The sequence below is a fragment of the Acidovorax sp. genome, from assembly GCF_046294525.1.
GTDB lineage: Bacteria > Pseudomonadota > Gammaproteobacteria > Burkholderiales > Burkholderiaceae_C > Acidovorax.
The window spans coordinates 55,063-69,454 of the sequence record NZ_JBKBKQ010000006.1 but is presented as its reverse complement, the minus strand read 5'-3'; the positions used below and the strand labels follow the sequence as shown (position 1 = coordinate 69,454).

Genomic DNA, 14,392 nt, shown 5'->3' with positions numbered 1-14,392 from the left:
GCCCATCAAGCGCTAGCAGCTACTGAATTTGTAGCTTACATGCCCGAGTAGTTCGGGCCGCCGCCGCCTTCCGGCGTCACCCACACGATGTTCTGCGTGGGGTCCTTGATGTCGCAGGTCTTGCAGTGCACGCAGTTCTGCGCATTGATCTGCAGGCGCTGGGCATTGCCGCCCTTTGCTTCGTCGGGTACGAACTCGTACACCCCGGCCGGGCAATAGCGGGCCTCGGGGCCGGCGTACTTGGCCAGGTTGATGTTGACCGGCACGCTCGGGTCCTTGAGGGTGAGGTGGGCCGGCTGGTTCTCTTCGTGGTTGGTGTTGCTGATGAACACGCTGGAGAGGCGGTCGAACGTGAGCTTGCCATCGGGCTTTGGGTAGACGATGGGTTTGCACTCGGCCGCGGGCTTGAGGTACGCGTGGTCGGGCTTGTCGCGGTGCAGCGTCCAGGGGATGTGGCCGCGCAGCACGAACTGCTCGAAGCCGTTCATCAGCGTCGCCGCGGTCAGGCCGTACTTGAACCAGTTCTTGAAGTTGCGGTCCTTGTTCAACTCGGTGTAGAGCCAGCTGGCCTCGAAGGCCTTGGGGTAGGCGGTGAGTTCGTCGTGCTGGCGGCCGGCCACGATGGCGTCATAGGCCGCCTCGGCAGCCAGCATGCCCGTCTTGATGGCGGCGTGGCTGCCCTTGATGCGGCCCACGTTCAGGTAGCCGGCGTTGCAGCCCACCAGTGCGCCGCCCGGGAAGATGGTCTTGGGCAGGGCGTTGATGCCGCTGGCGTTGATGGCGCGCGCGCCATACGACAGGCGCTTGGCGGTGATCTCGCCTTTTTCGTTCTCGAAGTAGTAGCGGACGTTGGGGTGCGTCTTCCAGCGCTGGAATTCCTCGAAGGGGCTGAGGTAGGGGTTCTTGTAGCCCAGGCCCGTCACAAAGCCAATGGCGATCTTGTTGTCGTCCAGGTGGTAGAGGAACGCGCCGCCATAGGTATCGTTTTCCATCGGCCAGCCGGCGGTGTGCATCACGAAGCCGGGCTGGTGGCGCTTGGGGTCGATCTCCCACAGTTCCTTCACGCCGATGCCGAAGCTCTGCGGGTCACGGCCCTCGTCGAGCTTGAAGCGGGCAATCAGCTGGCGGCCCAGGTGGCCGCGCGCGCCTTCGGCGAACACGGTGTACTTAGCCAAAAGTTCCATGCCCAGCTGGAAGTTCTCGGTGGGCTCGCCGTCCTTGCCCACGCCCATGTTGCCGGTGGCCACGCCCTTGACGGAGCCGTCGTCGTTGTACAGCACTTCAGCCGCAGCAAAGCCGGGGAAGATCTCCACGCCCAGGGCCTCGGCCTGCTCGGACAGCCACTTGGTCACGTCGCCCAGCCGCACGATGTAGTTGCCGTGGTTCTGCGCGAAAGGCGGCAGGAACATGTTGGGCACGCGGAAGCCCGACTTTTCAGACAGGAAGATGTACGCGTCGTCCGTCACGGGCTGCTTGAGCGGTGCACCGCGCTTCTTCCAGTCGGGGATCAGCTCGGAGAGCGCCTTGGGATCCATGATGGCGCCCGAGAGGATGTGCGCGCCGGGCTCGGAGCCTTTTTCCAGCACCACAACCGAGACATCCTGCCCCTTGTCGGCCGCCAATTGCTTCAGGCGAATCGCAGTGGCCAAGCCGCCGGGGCCACCGCCCACGACCACCACGTCGTATTCCATCGATTCACGGGGGCCATACTGGGCGATGATTTCTTCGTTTGTCATGGGCATCTCGTTGGGGTTTGATAATGGCTATTGGACCAAAGCGGAGCACACCGCCGTGTCAGACAGGGGACTGATTGTATTCACGGAAGCGAGACAATCGAACGACCGTTCTATTTTGATCCAGTAGGGAGACTCTAAATGGCATACAGCATCGATTTGTCCGGCCGCGTAGCGTTTGTGACCGGCGCCTCCAGTGGCCTGGGCGCGCAGTTTGCGCGCACCCTCGCGCGCGCAGGTGCCGGCGTGGTGCTGGCCAGCCGCAGGGTGGAAAAGCTCAAGGAACTTCGCGCACGCATCGAAGGCGAGGGCGGCGATGCCCATGTGGTGGAGCTGGACGTGACCGACCACGATTCCATCAAGGCTGCCGTGGCGCATGCGGAGACCGAGATGGGCTCCATCGACATTCTGGTCAACAACTCGGGCGTCTCCACCACGCAGCGTATTCAGGACGTGGCGCCCGAAGACTACGACTACGTGTTTGACACCAACGTGAAGGGCGCCTTCTTTGTAGCGCAGGAGGTGGGCAAGCGCATGCTGGCGCGCTCGCGCGGCGCGGCGCCGGGCAGCTTCACGGGCGGGCGGATCATCAACATCGCGTCGATGGCGGGTCTGAAAGTGCTCCCGCAGATCGGCGTGTACTGCATGAGCAAGGCGGCCGTGGTGCATATGACCCGCGCCCTGGCGGTGGAGTGGGGCAAGTTCGGCATCAACGTGAATGCCATCTGCCCCGGCTACATCGATACGGAGATCAATCACCACCATTGGGACACCGAGCAGGGCAAGAAGCTCATCGACATGCTGCCCCGCAAGCGCGTGGGCAACGCGCAGGACCTGGACGCGCTCTTGGTCATGCTGGCCAGCGACCAGAGCCATTTCATCAATGGTGCGGTGATCGCTGCCGACGACGGCTTTGCGGTGTAGGCGCCCCCCTGAGGCGCTGCGCGCCATCCCCCTAGGGGGACGCCACCCGTGACCTGGCGGAGCCAGTTCCACGGTGGCACTGGCCCTTGGCCGCGCCAGTTGCGGAGTGCACGGGCGGTCTCAACAACCTGGACGACTGATGAAGATCGAAATCCCCGAGGTCAAGAAGCTGGTCTATGAAATGCGTTTCCCGGTGCGATGGGGCGACATGGATGCGATGGGCCATGTGAACAACACGGTCTACTTCCGCTACCTGGAGACGGCGCGCATCGAATGGATGGTTTCCGTGGGCTGCAACCCCGACCCGCGCGGCGAGGGGCCCGTCATCGTCAATGCGTTCTGCAATTTCTACAAGCAGCTCGAATACCCGGCAGACGTGCTGCTCAAGCTGTACGTGAGCGACCCGGGCCGCACTACGTTTGAGACCTGGGCCACGATGGAGCGCGCGGACCAGCCCGGTGTGATCTGCGCCGCTGGCGGGGCTACCACCATCTGGGTGGATTTTCCGCAGCAGAAGGCCGCGCCGCTGCCCGACTGGATGCGGGCGCTGGTCAGTTGACGGTCGTCGCCGCCGTTGCAGGGGACGGCAGCGCAATGCAGTGGGCCAGCGGCACGCCGCGCACTTCCGCGGCGCCCAGTAGCAGCACGCGCCGCAGTTCGGGCAGGTAGCGGATGGCCGTCTGCGGGGCGCTGTAGCCGTTGGTGTCGGCCAGCCGCTCGTGCATGTGCAGCGCGCGGCGGCTGGGCAGGTGTTCGATGCTGAGCGTGCGCACGCCAGTGTAGAAAGTGGTGTCGACAGCCCCTTCGGTACCAAAGAAACCACCGCGGACGCGGGCTGTGCGGCGGCGCCCGTCAAAGGATGTGGTGATGCGCAGCGCGCCGTCGCGGCTGGTGCAGCTGCCCTCAAACGCGGCCGCGCATTCCATGGGCAGCGGGTTTTGCTGCACCACCACCGCCTGCACACCGGGTGAATGCAGCACCGATGTGGGTACCGGCTCCAGGCGCGCGCAGTCGCTCGTGGGCACCACCTTCCAGGCTGTGGCGCCGGGCGAATCCGGGATCTGCAGGCGACCGCCCACCACGCCCGCGCCCAGGTAGTAGGCGGGCGCGGACTGCGCGTCGGCCGCCTCGCGGAACAGCGCGGATGACTGTAGCGGCGACAGGGCGCCTGCCGGAACGCTCACGGTCATCGGGTGCACGGGCAACGTTCCCTCGGGCGGCCCGAATTCCGCCGCTTGGGCCGCAGGGACGGCCAGGATCCAGGCCAGCAAGGTGGCTGCCGTTGCCGTGTTGCGCATGGCGGGCTCAGGCGCCTGGCTTGGCCTTGGGCACGCGGCCCATCAGGTAGAACTCGGGGTTGGGCAACATTCCCGCAAAGCTGGCCATGCGGTTGCTGAGGCCAAAGAACGCGGTGATGGCCGCGATGTCCCAGATGTCCTCGTCGTCAAAGCCATGGGCGTGCAGCGCCGCAAAATCGGCGTCCTCGATCTCGTGGCTGCGTTGGCACACCTTCATCGCAAAGTCCAACATGGCGCGCTCACGCGGGCTGATGTCGGCCTTGCGGTAGTTCACCGCCACCTGGTCGGCAATAAGCGGCTTCTTTTCATAGATGCGAAGGATCGCCCCATGCGCGACCACGCAATACAGGCACTGGTTGGCGGCGCTGGTCGTGGTCACGATCATCTCGCGTTCGCCCTTGGTCAGGCTGCCTTCCTCCTTGAGCATGAGCGCGTCGTGGTACGCAAAGAACGCCCGCCATTCGGCCGGGCGGCGCGCAAACGCCAGGAACACGTTGGGGATGAAACCCGCCTTCTCCTGCACCTCCAGAATGCGCGTGCGGATGTCGTCGGGCAGGATACTCAGGTCGGGGAAGGGGTAGCGGCTCACGAAGGTCTCCTGTTGCTGTGGTGTTGTGGTGAATGGGTCTTGATCTGGTGCATTGTCTTTCAAGGGTGCCAACTGGCCGCGCGTGCCGGGCCGGGCGCGGGTGTGGCGGTGCTGCCGGACAAGGCGTACGACAAGCGGTTGGCGGCGGCGATGACGGTCTGCGCCAGCGATTCGAGCTTGGACTCGGGCAAGCGCGATGCGGGGCCCGAAATGCACACCGATCCCATCAGCCGCCAGTGGGTGCCGAAGACCGGCGCAGACACCGTGGCCACACCCTGTTCCCGTTCGCCGATGGACCAGTGGTACCCCTTCTTGCGGATGTCTTCATACACCTTGCCGGGCGCACCCGAGAACGCGAGGATCACGCGGCCTGGCGAGCCCTTGTCCAGCGGCAGGCCCTCGCCCATGCGCGCGTGGTGGCGCAAAGCTTGCGGGCCTTCCACACGCACGAGGCAGGTCCGCACATTGCCTTCGCGCACGTAAAACGCCGCGCTTTCGCCGGTGGCCATGGTTAGCTCCTGCAGCGCGGGCTCCAGCACGTTCTGCACATCAAAGCCGGCTTGGTAGCGGGCACCCAGCCAGCCCGCGGCCGGGCCCAGCCTCCATTCGCCATCTTCGCGCTGCACCATGTAACCCGCCTGCGCCAGGGTGCGGGCCAGGCGCAGCACCGTGGTCTTGTGTAGGCCGCAGCGCCGGCTCAGTTCCGCCAGGGGCAGGCCGGATTCGCCCAGCGAAAACGCCTCCAGCACTTGCAGCGCGCGTGTCACGGCGATCACGCCGCCGCTGCTCGGCTCTTCGCCTTCCATCGGCGGTGGCGGCGTGGCTGCTGCGCGGTCTGCGCGATCGGTGTGCAATGCTTTTCTGGGGGGTGTGCGCGGGTTGCTCATGGTGGTCGGTGTTTCAAGGAGTGCAACACCATTGTATGGGTTGAAACGACTGCCTAAAGTTGCGCCTGCTGCCGTGACACTGTTTTCAGGGTTGCGGCGCAGGTTCCTCATAACGATCACGGAGACAAACACCTATGCCAGTTCCCTCGTTCGCGCGCGCCTTCAACTTTTCGCTGGGCAACCCGTTCAGCCTTCATCTGGGCGCAGCCCTGCTGGGTGTTGCCGCACTTGCCGCGCCAGCCACTGTGGGTGCGCAAGCCGCATATCCCAACAAACCCATCCGGCTGATCGTGCCCTTCCCGCCCGGCGGCGGCACGGACATGATTGTGCGCACCGTGGCGCAGAAGCTCGCTGACCAGAACCAGTGGAGCGTTGTGGTGGACAACCGTCCCGGCGCCGGTGGCAACTTGGGGGTTGACGCTGCTTCCAAGTCGCCCGCCGACGGTTACACGCTCGTGATGGGCCAGACCAGCAACCTGGCCATCAACCCGTCGCTGTATGCCAAACTGCCCTACGACCCGCTCAAGGATCTGGCACCGGTGGCGCTGGTGTCGTCCTCGCCCATCGTAATGGCCGTACGCACCGCCTCGCCATACAAGACCTTTGCAGACGTGGTGGCCGCAGCCAAGGGCAAGCCCGACCACATCACGCTGGGATATTCGGGCAACGGCACGGTTGCACACCTGGCAGGCGAGCTGGCACAGAACGCGGCCGGCATCAAACTGCGCCACATTCCGTACAAAGGCGCGTCCCAGGCCATGACGGACTTGGTAGGTGGACAGATCGATCTGTACATGTCTTCCGTGCCTACGCTGCTGGGCCAGGTGCGCAACGGCAAGTTGCGCGTGCTGGCCATCACGTCGGCCCAGCGCAGCAGCCAGTTGCCCGATACACCCACGCTGGCGGAGTCCGGCTACAAGGGCTTCGAGGCCGTGACCTGGTTCGGCATCCTGGCGCCCACCGGCACGCCCGCGCCCATCGTGGCGCAGCTGAACAAGGCGATCAATGAGGCGCTGAAGCACCCCGAGGTGGCGGAAAAGCTCCGCTCCGAAGGTGGCGATGTGCTGGGCGGCACGGCCGAGCAGTTCAGCGCCCTGCTGAAAGCTGAAGTGCCGCGCTGGGCCAAGATCGTCAAGGACTCCGGCGCCAGCCTGGACTGAGCCCCGCGCCCAGCTTTTCCCCCTCGCTAAACCATCCTCGCCATGACCAGCGAAAGCACTGCTGCGCGCGTGCCTTTTTCCGCCGGCACGGGCCTGCCCCGGGCCGCGCTGCCCGCCGGCGCCTGCGATTGCCACGTGCATGTGTACGACCAGCGCTTTCCCGCTGCGCCCGGCGCGCGGCTGCTGCCGCCCGATGCGTCGGCGCAGGACTATCTCGCACTGCAGCGGCGCATCGGCACAACACGGGTGGTGTTGGTCACGCCATCGACCTACGGCACCGATAACCGCTGCATGCTCGACGGCCTGGCCACCCTTGCGGCTATGGGCGTGCAAGCCCGCGGCGTGGCGGTGATCGATGGCAGCGAAAGTGATGCAGACCTGCAGCAGCTGCACGCAGCCGGTGTGCGTGGCGTGCGGCTGAACCTGTCGCTGGGGGTGTCGGGCACGGTGGACTCCATCGCGCCGCTGGCCGAACGCATTGCGCCGCTGGGCTGGCACCTGCAGCTGCTGATGGCGCCGGACCTTCTGGCGGTTCAGGGCGCTGCGCTGCGCGATCTGCACGTACCCCTGGTGTTCGACCACTTCGGGCGCGTTGACCCCGCGCAGGCTGGGCGCCACCCCGCGCATGCCGTGCTGCTGGACTTGCTACAGCGTGGCCGGGCGTGGGTGAAGGTCTCGGGCGGCTACATCGTGAGCAGCACCGGGTCGGTGGAAGACCCGTTGCTGGATGCCTTGGCCGCCAGCTACCTGCGCTGCGCTCCCCACCAGGTGCTGTGGGGCAGCGACTGGCCGCACGCCACGGCCACCGCCGGTGTGCAGCCGCTGCCTGACGACGCCCGGCAAGTGGACCGCCTGCTCGACTGGACCGACGCCTGTGGCGGCCCCTTCGTGCTGCAACAGGTACTGGTGGACAACCCGCAGGCGCTTTACGGCTTCGGCGCCGCGCCCTGAGCCAGCCTCTTTTTTTCTGTTTCTTCGACCTTCTGGAAGGCACCGCCATGACCACCTCCCAAACCTCCTCGCAGCATCCTCTGATCCGCATCGCCCGCCGCAGCCTGCTGGCCGTGGGGGCTGCCTTGCTGGCGACGCCGGCGTTCGCTCAGGCCGACTGGCCGGGCGGCAAGGTCATCACCTGGGTGGTGCCGTACCCCGCGGGCGGCAGCACCGACGTGCTGGGCCGCAACATCGCGCAGCGGCTGGGCCCGGCATTGGCCACCAACGTCATCGTGGACAACAAGGCGGGCGCCACCGGCACCATTGGCGCGGCCTTCGTGGCCAAGGCGCAGCCCGACGGCCTGACGCTGCTGGGCACCTCCATCGGCCCGCAGGCCATTGCGCCGCACCTGATGGCCAAGCTGCCTTACGACCACATCACGGCGTTCGAGCCCGTGGTCACCATCGGCACCATCCCGCACATCCTGGTCGTGGGGCCCAACCAGCCCTTAAAGACCGTGGCCGACCTGCTGGCGGCCGCCAAGGCGCAGCCAGGCAAGCTGGCGTTTGCCTCGGGCGGCAACGGCACCATCTTGCAGATGCAGGGCGAGCTGCTGCAGCAGCAGACGGGCGCGCGCTTCATCCACGTGCCCTACAAGGGCGACACGCCTGCGCTGCAAGACACGCTGGCCGAGCAGGTGCATTTCATGTTTGCGCCCGCCGCCGCGGCGCTGCCGCATGTGCAGGCCGGCAAGCTGCGTGCGCTGGCCGTCACGTCCGGTCAGCGCCTGAAGGCCTTGCCCGATGTGCCCACCATGGGCGAGGTCGGTATGAAGGACTTTGTGGTCGAGCAATGGCAGGCCGTGTTTGCGCCCGCCAAGACGCCCGCGCCGGTGGTGCAGCGCCTGAACCAGGAGATCAACAAGACTCTGAAAGACCCCGCCGTGGCGGCCCTCGCCGACAAGCTGGGCGTGACCCTGGTGGGCGGCACGCCGCAGCAGCTGGGCGATCTGCAAAAGGCCGATTCCGCCAAGTGGGCCAAGGTGATCAAAGACGGAAACATCAAGGCCGACTGAGGGGCGCGGCTCACCCGCCACCGCTAGCGTCGTTGCCGCGTCTTGTCGTACCGCTGGTACTGCCTGCGACGCGGCGCCTAGCCAGCGATGCCGGGTGAACCGCTACTGAATCCGTTCAGTTGTGGCATCAGCCTTTCAACTTCTCACTTACTCAACCAACGAAATCCACCATGAGCCAACTCCCTGAAATCATCCGCAGCATTGAGCGCGTAAGCGCCGATGTCGTTGCCAAGGCCGCCACCTACCAAGCCGCCATCCTGGCCGACGTGGCCGGACGCCGCGGCACCATGCACGGCCGCGTCGCGCCCGTGCACCAGGGCATGAAGGTCGCAGGCCCGGCCTTCACCGTGGAAGTGCGCCCTGGCGACAACCTCATGATCCACGCCGCCATTGCGCTCGCCCAGCCGGGCGACGTGCTCGTGATCGACGGCAAGGGCGACCAGACGGCGGCCCTCATGGGCACGCTGATGCTCAGCGCCTGCAAGAAGCGCGGCCTGGCCGGCGTGATCGTGGACGCCGCCATCCGCGACAAGCTGGAGATCCTGGAGCTGGACTTCCCCGTGTTCAGCGCAGGCTTCAACCCCGCCGGGCCCACCAAGTACGTGCCCGGCCGCATCAACCACCCCATCTCCGCCGGCGGCGCCACGGTGAACCCCGGCGACCTGGTGGTGGGCGATGCCGACGGCGTGGTGGTCATCGAGCGCGAGAAAGCCCCCGCCATGATGGCCCTGGCCGACAAGAAGGTGGCCGACGAGGCTGCCCGCATCGAGGCCATCGCACGGGGTGACACTGCATCGAAATGGCTGCCCGCTGCCCTGCGCGCCGCCGGCGTGTTGAAGGAAGGGGAATCGCTGTGAGCCAACCCACCATCATCATCACAGGCGCCGACCTGGCGCAACAAGCCCTGGATTTGCTCACGGGCTACCAGATCGTCTACGCCGGCAAGACGCCCACCGAAGAGGACATGGTGGCCCTTTGCCGTGCGCACAACCCCGTGGCCATCATCGTGCGCTACGGCAAGGTGGGCGCGGCCGTGATGGATGCGGCCCCTGCGCTCAAGGTCATCTCCAAGCATGGCAGCGGCACCGACACCATCGACAAGGTGGCCGCCAAGGCCCGTGGTATTGAAGTGGTGGCCGCCGTGGGCGCCAACGCAGCGGCCGTGGCCGAGCAGGCGCTGGCGCTGTTGCTGGCGTGTGCCAAGTCGGTGGTGCAGCTCGATGCCCGCATGCATGCTGGCCACTGGGACAAGGCTACGCACAAGAGCCTGGAGCTCTACGGCCGCACCGTGGGCCTGGTGGGCCTGGGCGCCATTGGCCTGCGCTTTGCCAAGATGGCCGACGCCCTGGGCATGCGCGTGATCGGCTTCGATCCGTTTGCCAAGAACCTGCCGGACCACGTGCAGAGCGTTCCGCTCGAAACGATCTGGCGCGAAGCCGATGCGATCTCGCTGCACTGCCCGCTGACCGACGAGAACCGCGGCATGCTGAACGCCACCACGCTGGCGCAATGCAAGCGCGGCGTGATCGTGGTGAACACCGCGCGCGGAGGGCTGATCGACGAGGCCGCGCTGCTGGCTGCCGTGCGCTCGGGCCAGGTGATGGCGGCAGGCCTGGACAGCTTTGCGGTGGAGCCCATGGCGGCGGGCCACCCGTTCCAGGGCGAGCCGCGCTTCATCCTCAGCCCGCACATCGGCGGCGTGACCAGCGATGCCTACGTGAACATGGGCGTGGGCGCAGCGAAGAACCTGCTGGCCGTGCTGGCCCACACGCCCGGCGAAGTGGCTGTAGCCTGATCGCCACTGGGCTACATCCAAGCTAGAACATGGCCGGGCAGGGCGCCCGGCCCACTGGAGACAAGGGACATGCCAACAAAATTCAAGCAAAAAGTGGCTCCAGCGCTTATCCATAAAGCGCTGGCAGCTATTGTTTTGGTAGCTGCTTGCGCCGCGGCCGCTGCACAGACGGCGTACCCCCACAAGCCCGTCAAGCTGGTGGTGGGCTTTGCCGCCGGCGGCCCCACCGACGTGGTGGCCCGTGCGTTTGCCGACCATGCCAGCCGCGCGCTGGGCCAGCCCTTTGTGGTGGACAACAAGCCCGGCGCCAACACCATCCTGGCCGCCCAGGCCGTGGCCGCTGCGCCGGCCGATGGCTACACGCTGCTGTTCGGCGCCACCAACCACACCATGATCCCGGGGCTGTACGCCGGGCGGGTGAAGTTCGATGCGGTGAAGTCCTTCAAGCCGCTGTGCACCGTGGCTACCAGCCCCACGGTGCTGGTGGTGGGGCCCGCGCTGCCCGCCAAGACGCTGGCCGACTACATGGCCCGTGCCCGCAAGGAACCGGGCCGCCTGTCCGCCGGCACGGCCGGTGTGGGCAGCTCGGGCCACTTTGCCACCGAGATGTTTGCGCGCGCCAACAGCCTGCAATTGAACCACGTGCCCTACAAGGGCGCCGCACCCGTGGTGACCGACCTGGTGGGCGGCCAGCTCGACAGCTCGTTTGCCACGCTGGGATCGGTGCTGCCGCAGATCAAGACCGGCAAGCTCACCGCGCTGGCCGTGGCGTCGCCCAAGCGGTCCTCGCTGCTGCCCGATGTGGCCACGTTTGCCGAAGCCGGTGGCGGCAACTATTCGGCCGATGCCTGGTATGGCCTGCTGGCCCCGGCGGGTCTGGACGAGGCCACCGCCCAGCAGCTGGAGCGCGTGGCCAGGGACTTTGTGCAAAGCCCCGCCGCCGCCGACAAGCTGCGGGGTCTGGGGCTGGACGCCGATGCCACCTGCGGCGCGGCGTTTGCCAGCCAGGTCAGCCGCGAAGTGGCCACCTATACGCAGATTGCACGCGATCTGGATTTGAAGGCGGACTGATTCGCCCGCCTACAACCCCCCTTCCAACCTTGCGAGGAGACTCCCCGAATGTTCCGTTTTCTGAAACCCGTTATTGCCGCTTGCGCCCTGGCCGCCGGTCTGGCCCATGCTGCCTTCCCTGAACGCCCGATCACCCTGGTCGTGCCCTACGCCCCTGGCGGCGCGGCCGATGCCGTGGCCCGCGTGGTGGCCACGCGCATGGGCGTGAAGCTGGGCACCAGCGTGGTCGTGGACAACAAGGCCGGCGCCAGCGGCACGATTGGCGTCAGCTTTGTGGCCAAGGCCCCGGCCGACGGCTACACCATGCTGTACGACGCCACACCGCATTCCATCAACCCGCACCTGTTTCCCAAGATGCCCTACGCCAGCACCGCGCTGCAGCCGCTGTCGCTGGTGATGCTGGCGCCCAACGTGCTGGTGGTGAAGGCCGACGCGCCCGTCAAGAACGTGGGCGAACTCATCGCCAAGGCCAAGGCGCAGCCCGGCAAGATCAACTTTGCATCCGGCGGCAGCGGCACCGTGCAACGCCTGGCGGCAGAGCTGTTCCGCCAGCAGCTGGGCCTGGATATGGTGCACGTGCCTTACAAGAGTGGCGGTCCCGCCATCACCGACGTGATGGGCGGGCAGGTGGACTTCATGTTCGGCACGGTGGCGGCCACCTACCCGCACGTGTCGGGCGGCAAGCTGCGCGCCCTGGCCGTGTCGGCGCCCGAGCGCTCCAAGCGCCTGCCCGATGTGCCTACAGTGGCCGAGGCCGCCATTCCTGGCTACGAGGCGTTTGAGTGGAACGGTGTCTTCTTGCCCGCCGGCACACCAGAGCCCGTCGTGGCCAAGCTGCAGCAAGCGCTGCAGGACGTGCTGAAGGAAGACGAAGTCAAGCAGCGTCTGGCCGACATGGGTGCCCAGCCCATCGGCTCCACACCCGCCGAGTTCGCGGCCTTCCTGAAGAAGGAAGACGCGAAATGGGGCGAGGTGGTGAAGAAGGGCAACATCAAGCTCGACTGACCTGTACCTTGCCTTTGCTGACCGACCCCGTTCCGCACTCTGCGGGCCTGAACCGCCCGCAGCGCATGCCGCCACCCGGCGCTTGCGACTGCCACATGCACATCTTCGATGCGCGGTTCGCGCCGTCGCCCCACTGGCCGCGGACGCCGCCCGATGCGCCCGTGGCCGCGTACCGGCGGCTGCAGCAGCGCCTGGGCACGTCGCGCGCGGTGGTGGTCACGCCATCCACCTACGGCACCGACAACGCCTGCACGCTGGACGCGCTGGGCCAGCTGGGGGACTGCGCGCGGGGCGTGGCCGTGGTGGGTGTGGGTGTGAGCGCCGAGGAACTGTCCCGGCTCGCTGCGCGGCGCGTGCGTGGGTTGCGGGTCAATTTTGTGTCTCCCCAATCTTGGGGCGCCACCACGCCCGAAATGCTGGCTACGCTGGCCCGCAAGGTGGCGGAGCACCCGGCCTGCGAAGGCTGGCACGTGCAGGTCTTTGCACACCCCGAGCAGCTCGTGGCGATGGCACGGCAGCTGGGGGCGCTGCCGGTGCCGCTGGTCATCGACCACCTGGGCCGCATCGACCCGGCCGAAGGCACGACCGCGCCGGCCTATGGCGTGGTGCGCGGATTGCTCGATGGAGGCAATACCTGGGTCAAGCTCTCGGGCGCCTACATGCGGTCTGCGGCACAGGGGCCCGGCTACGCTGATACGGTGCCGCTGGGCCGCGCCCTGGTGCAGTCTGCACCCGAGCGCCTGGTGTGGGGCAGCGACTGGCCCCACACCACCGAGGCCCCCGGCAGCGTGAACGACGCGGACCTGATGAACCTGCTCTACGCTTGGGCCGGCAGCGAGGCCCAGGCACATCGCATCCTGGTGGACAACCCGGCGCGGCTGTACGGCTTTTCGTCCCCGCCATCTCAGTGAAAGAGGCTCATGTTCCTGTTGAACCCACCCCAAGTCCGTGAACTGGAAGTGTTCACCTCGATGCCCGCGCATTTCCGCCGCCGCGAGCGCAGCGAATGGGCCGATGCGAACCGGGGCGGCACCGTCACCGACTCGTTCCTCGAAGGCCCCGTGTTCGATGGCGCGGGCAACCTGTACGTGACCGACATCCCCTGGGGCCGCATCTTCCGCATCGATCCGCAAGGCGCGTGGACCCTGATGGCTGAATATCACGGCGAGCCCAACGGCATGAAGTTCCTGGATGCCGGCACGCTGCTGATCACCGACTACAAGAACGGCCTGATGCGCCTAGATCTGGCATCGGGCAGGGTCACGCCGTACCTGGAGCGCCGCAACAGCGAGCGCTTCAAGGGCGTGAACGACCTCATCTTCGACGCCGAAGGCAACCTGTATTTCACCGACCAGGGCCAGAGCGGTCTGCACGACCCGAGCGGCCGCCTGTACCGCCTGCGGCCGAACGGCCAGCTCGACCTGCTGCTGGACAACGTGCCCAGCCCGAACGGCGTGGCCCTGTCGCCCGACGGCCGGGTGCTGTACCTCGCCGTGACGCGCGGCAACTGCGTATGGCGCGTGCCGCTGCTGCCCGACGGCAGCGTGGCCAAGGTGGGGCAGTTTTTCACGTCGTATGGACCCAGTGGTCCGGATGGCCTGGCAGTGGATGCGGATGGTCGGCTGCTGGTGGCCAACCCCGGCCTGGGATATGTGTGGGTGCTCAACCACCGGGCCGAGCCCGTACTGGTGCTGCGGGGGCCTGCCGGGGCGTCCACCACCAACCTAGCGTTTGGCGGGGAGGGCGGACGCACGGTGTTTGTCACCGATTCGACCCACGGGCAGGTGCTGCACGCTCAGGTGGAAACTTCAGGCCTGCCTTTGGCGCGACGGAGCTGAATAAAGCTTCTGCATTTAAATTTGCTATCGACAATATTCAATGGATTAAATTTACCTTTCTTGATTGGTTTCCTACCATCGGC

Annotated in this window: 15 protein-coding genes; 11 read left to right on the top strand and 4 right to left on the bottom strand. The window is 66.6% G+C overall.

Features of this window, described 5'->3' with window-relative positions; all coding sequences use genetic code 11:
- Nucleotides 1-35 precede the first annotated feature (35 nt).
- Nucleotides 36-1,736, bottom strand: coding sequence for an electron transfer flavoprotein-ubiquinone oxidoreductase (locus ACK4HJ_RS08420; RefSeq protein WP_409829870.1), 1,701 nt, complete (start codon nucleotides 1,734-1,736; stop codon nucleotides 36-38).
- Nucleotides 1,737-1,874: 138 nt separating this feature from the next.
- Between ACK4HJ_RS08420 and ACK4HJ_RS08415 the strand changes: the two genes are divergently transcribed.
- Together ACK4HJ_RS08415 and ACK4HJ_RS08410 are read left to right on the top strand one after the other, a co-directional pair.
- The gene (locus ACK4HJ_RS08415) at nucleotides 1,875-2,657 is read left to right on the top strand and encodes an SDR family oxidoreductase (protein WP_291505568.1); all 783 of its coding nucleotides are present in this window, start codon (nucleotides 1,875-1,877) and stop codon (nucleotides 2,655-2,657) included.
- A 139-nt stretch (nucleotides 2,658-2,796) separates the two neighbouring features.
- Nucleotides 2,797-3,216, top strand: coding sequence for an acyl-CoA thioesterase (locus ACK4HJ_RS08410; protein WP_409829867.1), 420 nt, complete (start codon nucleotides 2,797-2,799; stop codon nucleotides 3,214-3,216).
- Here ACK4HJ_RS08410 and ACK4HJ_RS08405 read toward each other — a convergent pair.
- The 3 genes from ACK4HJ_RS08405 to ACK4HJ_RS08395 are packed head-to-tail and all read right to left on the bottom strand — an operon-like array spanning nucleotide 3,209 to nucleotide 5,350.
- Entirely contained in the window at nucleotides 3,209-3,955 is a 747-nt protein-coding gene (locus ACK4HJ_RS08405) for a hypothetical protein (protein WP_409829864.1), read from the bottom strand. The two genes, ACK4HJ_RS08410 and ACK4HJ_RS08405, sit on opposite strands and share 8 nt — an antisense overlap.
- Nucleotides 3,956-3,962: 7 nt before the next feature.
- Nucleotides 3,963-4,544 carry a peroxidase-related enzyme gene (locus ACK4HJ_RS08400; RefSeq protein WP_409829862.1) on the bottom strand — a complete coding sequence of 194 codons (582 nt, stop codon included), beginning with the start codon at nucleotides 4,542-4,544 and terminating at the stop codon, nucleotides 3,963-3,965.
- Between the two features lie 59 nt (nucleotides 4,545-4,603).
- Nucleotides 4,604-5,350: an IclR family transcriptional regulator gene (locus ACK4HJ_RS08395; protein ID WP_409830099.1), complete on the bottom strand. Its 747-nt coding sequence runs from the start codon at nucleotides 5,348-5,350 to the stop codon at nucleotides 4,604-4,606.
- Nucleotides 5,351-5,565: 215 nt separating this feature from the next.
- On the opposite strand from ACK4HJ_RS08395, the gene ACK4HJ_RS08390 reads away from it, so the two are divergent.
- From ACK4HJ_RS08390 to ACK4HJ_RS08350, 9 genes are all read left to right on the top strand, one after another.
- Nucleotides 5,566-6,591 (top strand): Bug family tripartite tricarboxylate transporter substrate binding protein, encoded by a 1,026-nt coding sequence (locus ACK4HJ_RS08390; protein WP_409829859.1) that lies wholly within the window; start codon nucleotides 5,566-5,568, stop codon nucleotides 6,589-6,591.
- A 42-nt stretch (nucleotides 6,592-6,633) separates the two neighbouring features.
- The gene (locus ACK4HJ_RS08385; protein ID WP_409829856.1) at nucleotides 6,634-7,542 is read left to right on the top strand and encodes an amidohydrolase family protein; all 909 of its coding nucleotides are present in this window, start codon (nucleotides 6,634-6,636) and stop codon (nucleotides 7,540-7,542) included.
- Between the two features lie 47 nt (nucleotides 7,543-7,589).
- Nucleotides 7,590-8,600: a Bug family tripartite tricarboxylate transporter substrate binding protein gene (locus ACK4HJ_RS08380; RefSeq protein WP_409829853.1), complete on the top strand. Its 1,011-nt coding sequence runs from the start codon at nucleotides 7,590-7,592 to the stop codon at nucleotides 8,598-8,600.
- A 170-nt stretch (nucleotides 8,601-8,770) separates the two neighbouring features.
- On the top strand, nucleotides 8,771-9,457 hold the full coding sequence (locus ACK4HJ_RS08375) for an RraA family protein (protein WP_296015317.1): 687 nt from the start codon (nucleotides 8,771-8,773) through the stop codon (nucleotides 9,455-9,457).
- Nucleotides 9,454-10,395, top strand: a complete 942-nt coding sequence (locus ACK4HJ_RS08370; protein WP_409829850.1) for an NAD(P)-dependent oxidoreductase — start codon at nucleotides 9,454-9,456, stop codon at nucleotides 10,393-10,395. Before ACK4HJ_RS08375 ends, ACK4HJ_RS08370 begins: the two co-directional genes overlap by 4 nt.
- Before the next feature lie 69 nt (nucleotides 10,396-10,464).
- Complete coding sequence (locus ACK4HJ_RS08365; RefSeq protein ID WP_291505576.1) at nucleotides 10,465-11,466, top strand: tripartite tricarboxylate transporter substrate binding protein; 1,002 nt, start codon at nucleotides 10,465-10,467, stop codon at nucleotides 11,464-11,466.
- Nucleotides 11,467-11,514: 48 nt separating this feature from the next.
- A complete protein-coding gene (locus tag ACK4HJ_RS08360; protein WP_409829847.1) occupies nucleotides 11,515-12,471 on the top strand; it encodes a Bug family tripartite tricarboxylate transporter substrate binding protein in 957 nt (318 codons plus the stop codon).
- Nucleotides 12,472-12,536: 65 nt separating this feature from the next.
- Complete coding sequence (locus ACK4HJ_RS08355; RefSeq protein ID WP_409830097.1) at nucleotides 12,537-13,382, top strand: amidohydrolase family protein; 846 nt, start codon at nucleotides 12,537-12,539, stop codon at nucleotides 13,380-13,382.
- Nucleotides 13,383-13,391: 9 nt separating this feature from the next.
- Nucleotides 13,392-14,309: an SMP-30/gluconolactonase/LRE family protein gene (locus ACK4HJ_RS08350; RefSeq protein ID WP_409829844.1), complete on the top strand. Its 918-nt coding sequence runs from the start codon at nucleotides 13,392-13,394 to the stop codon at nucleotides 14,307-14,309.
- Nucleotides 14,310-14,392: the final 83 nt, after the last annotated feature.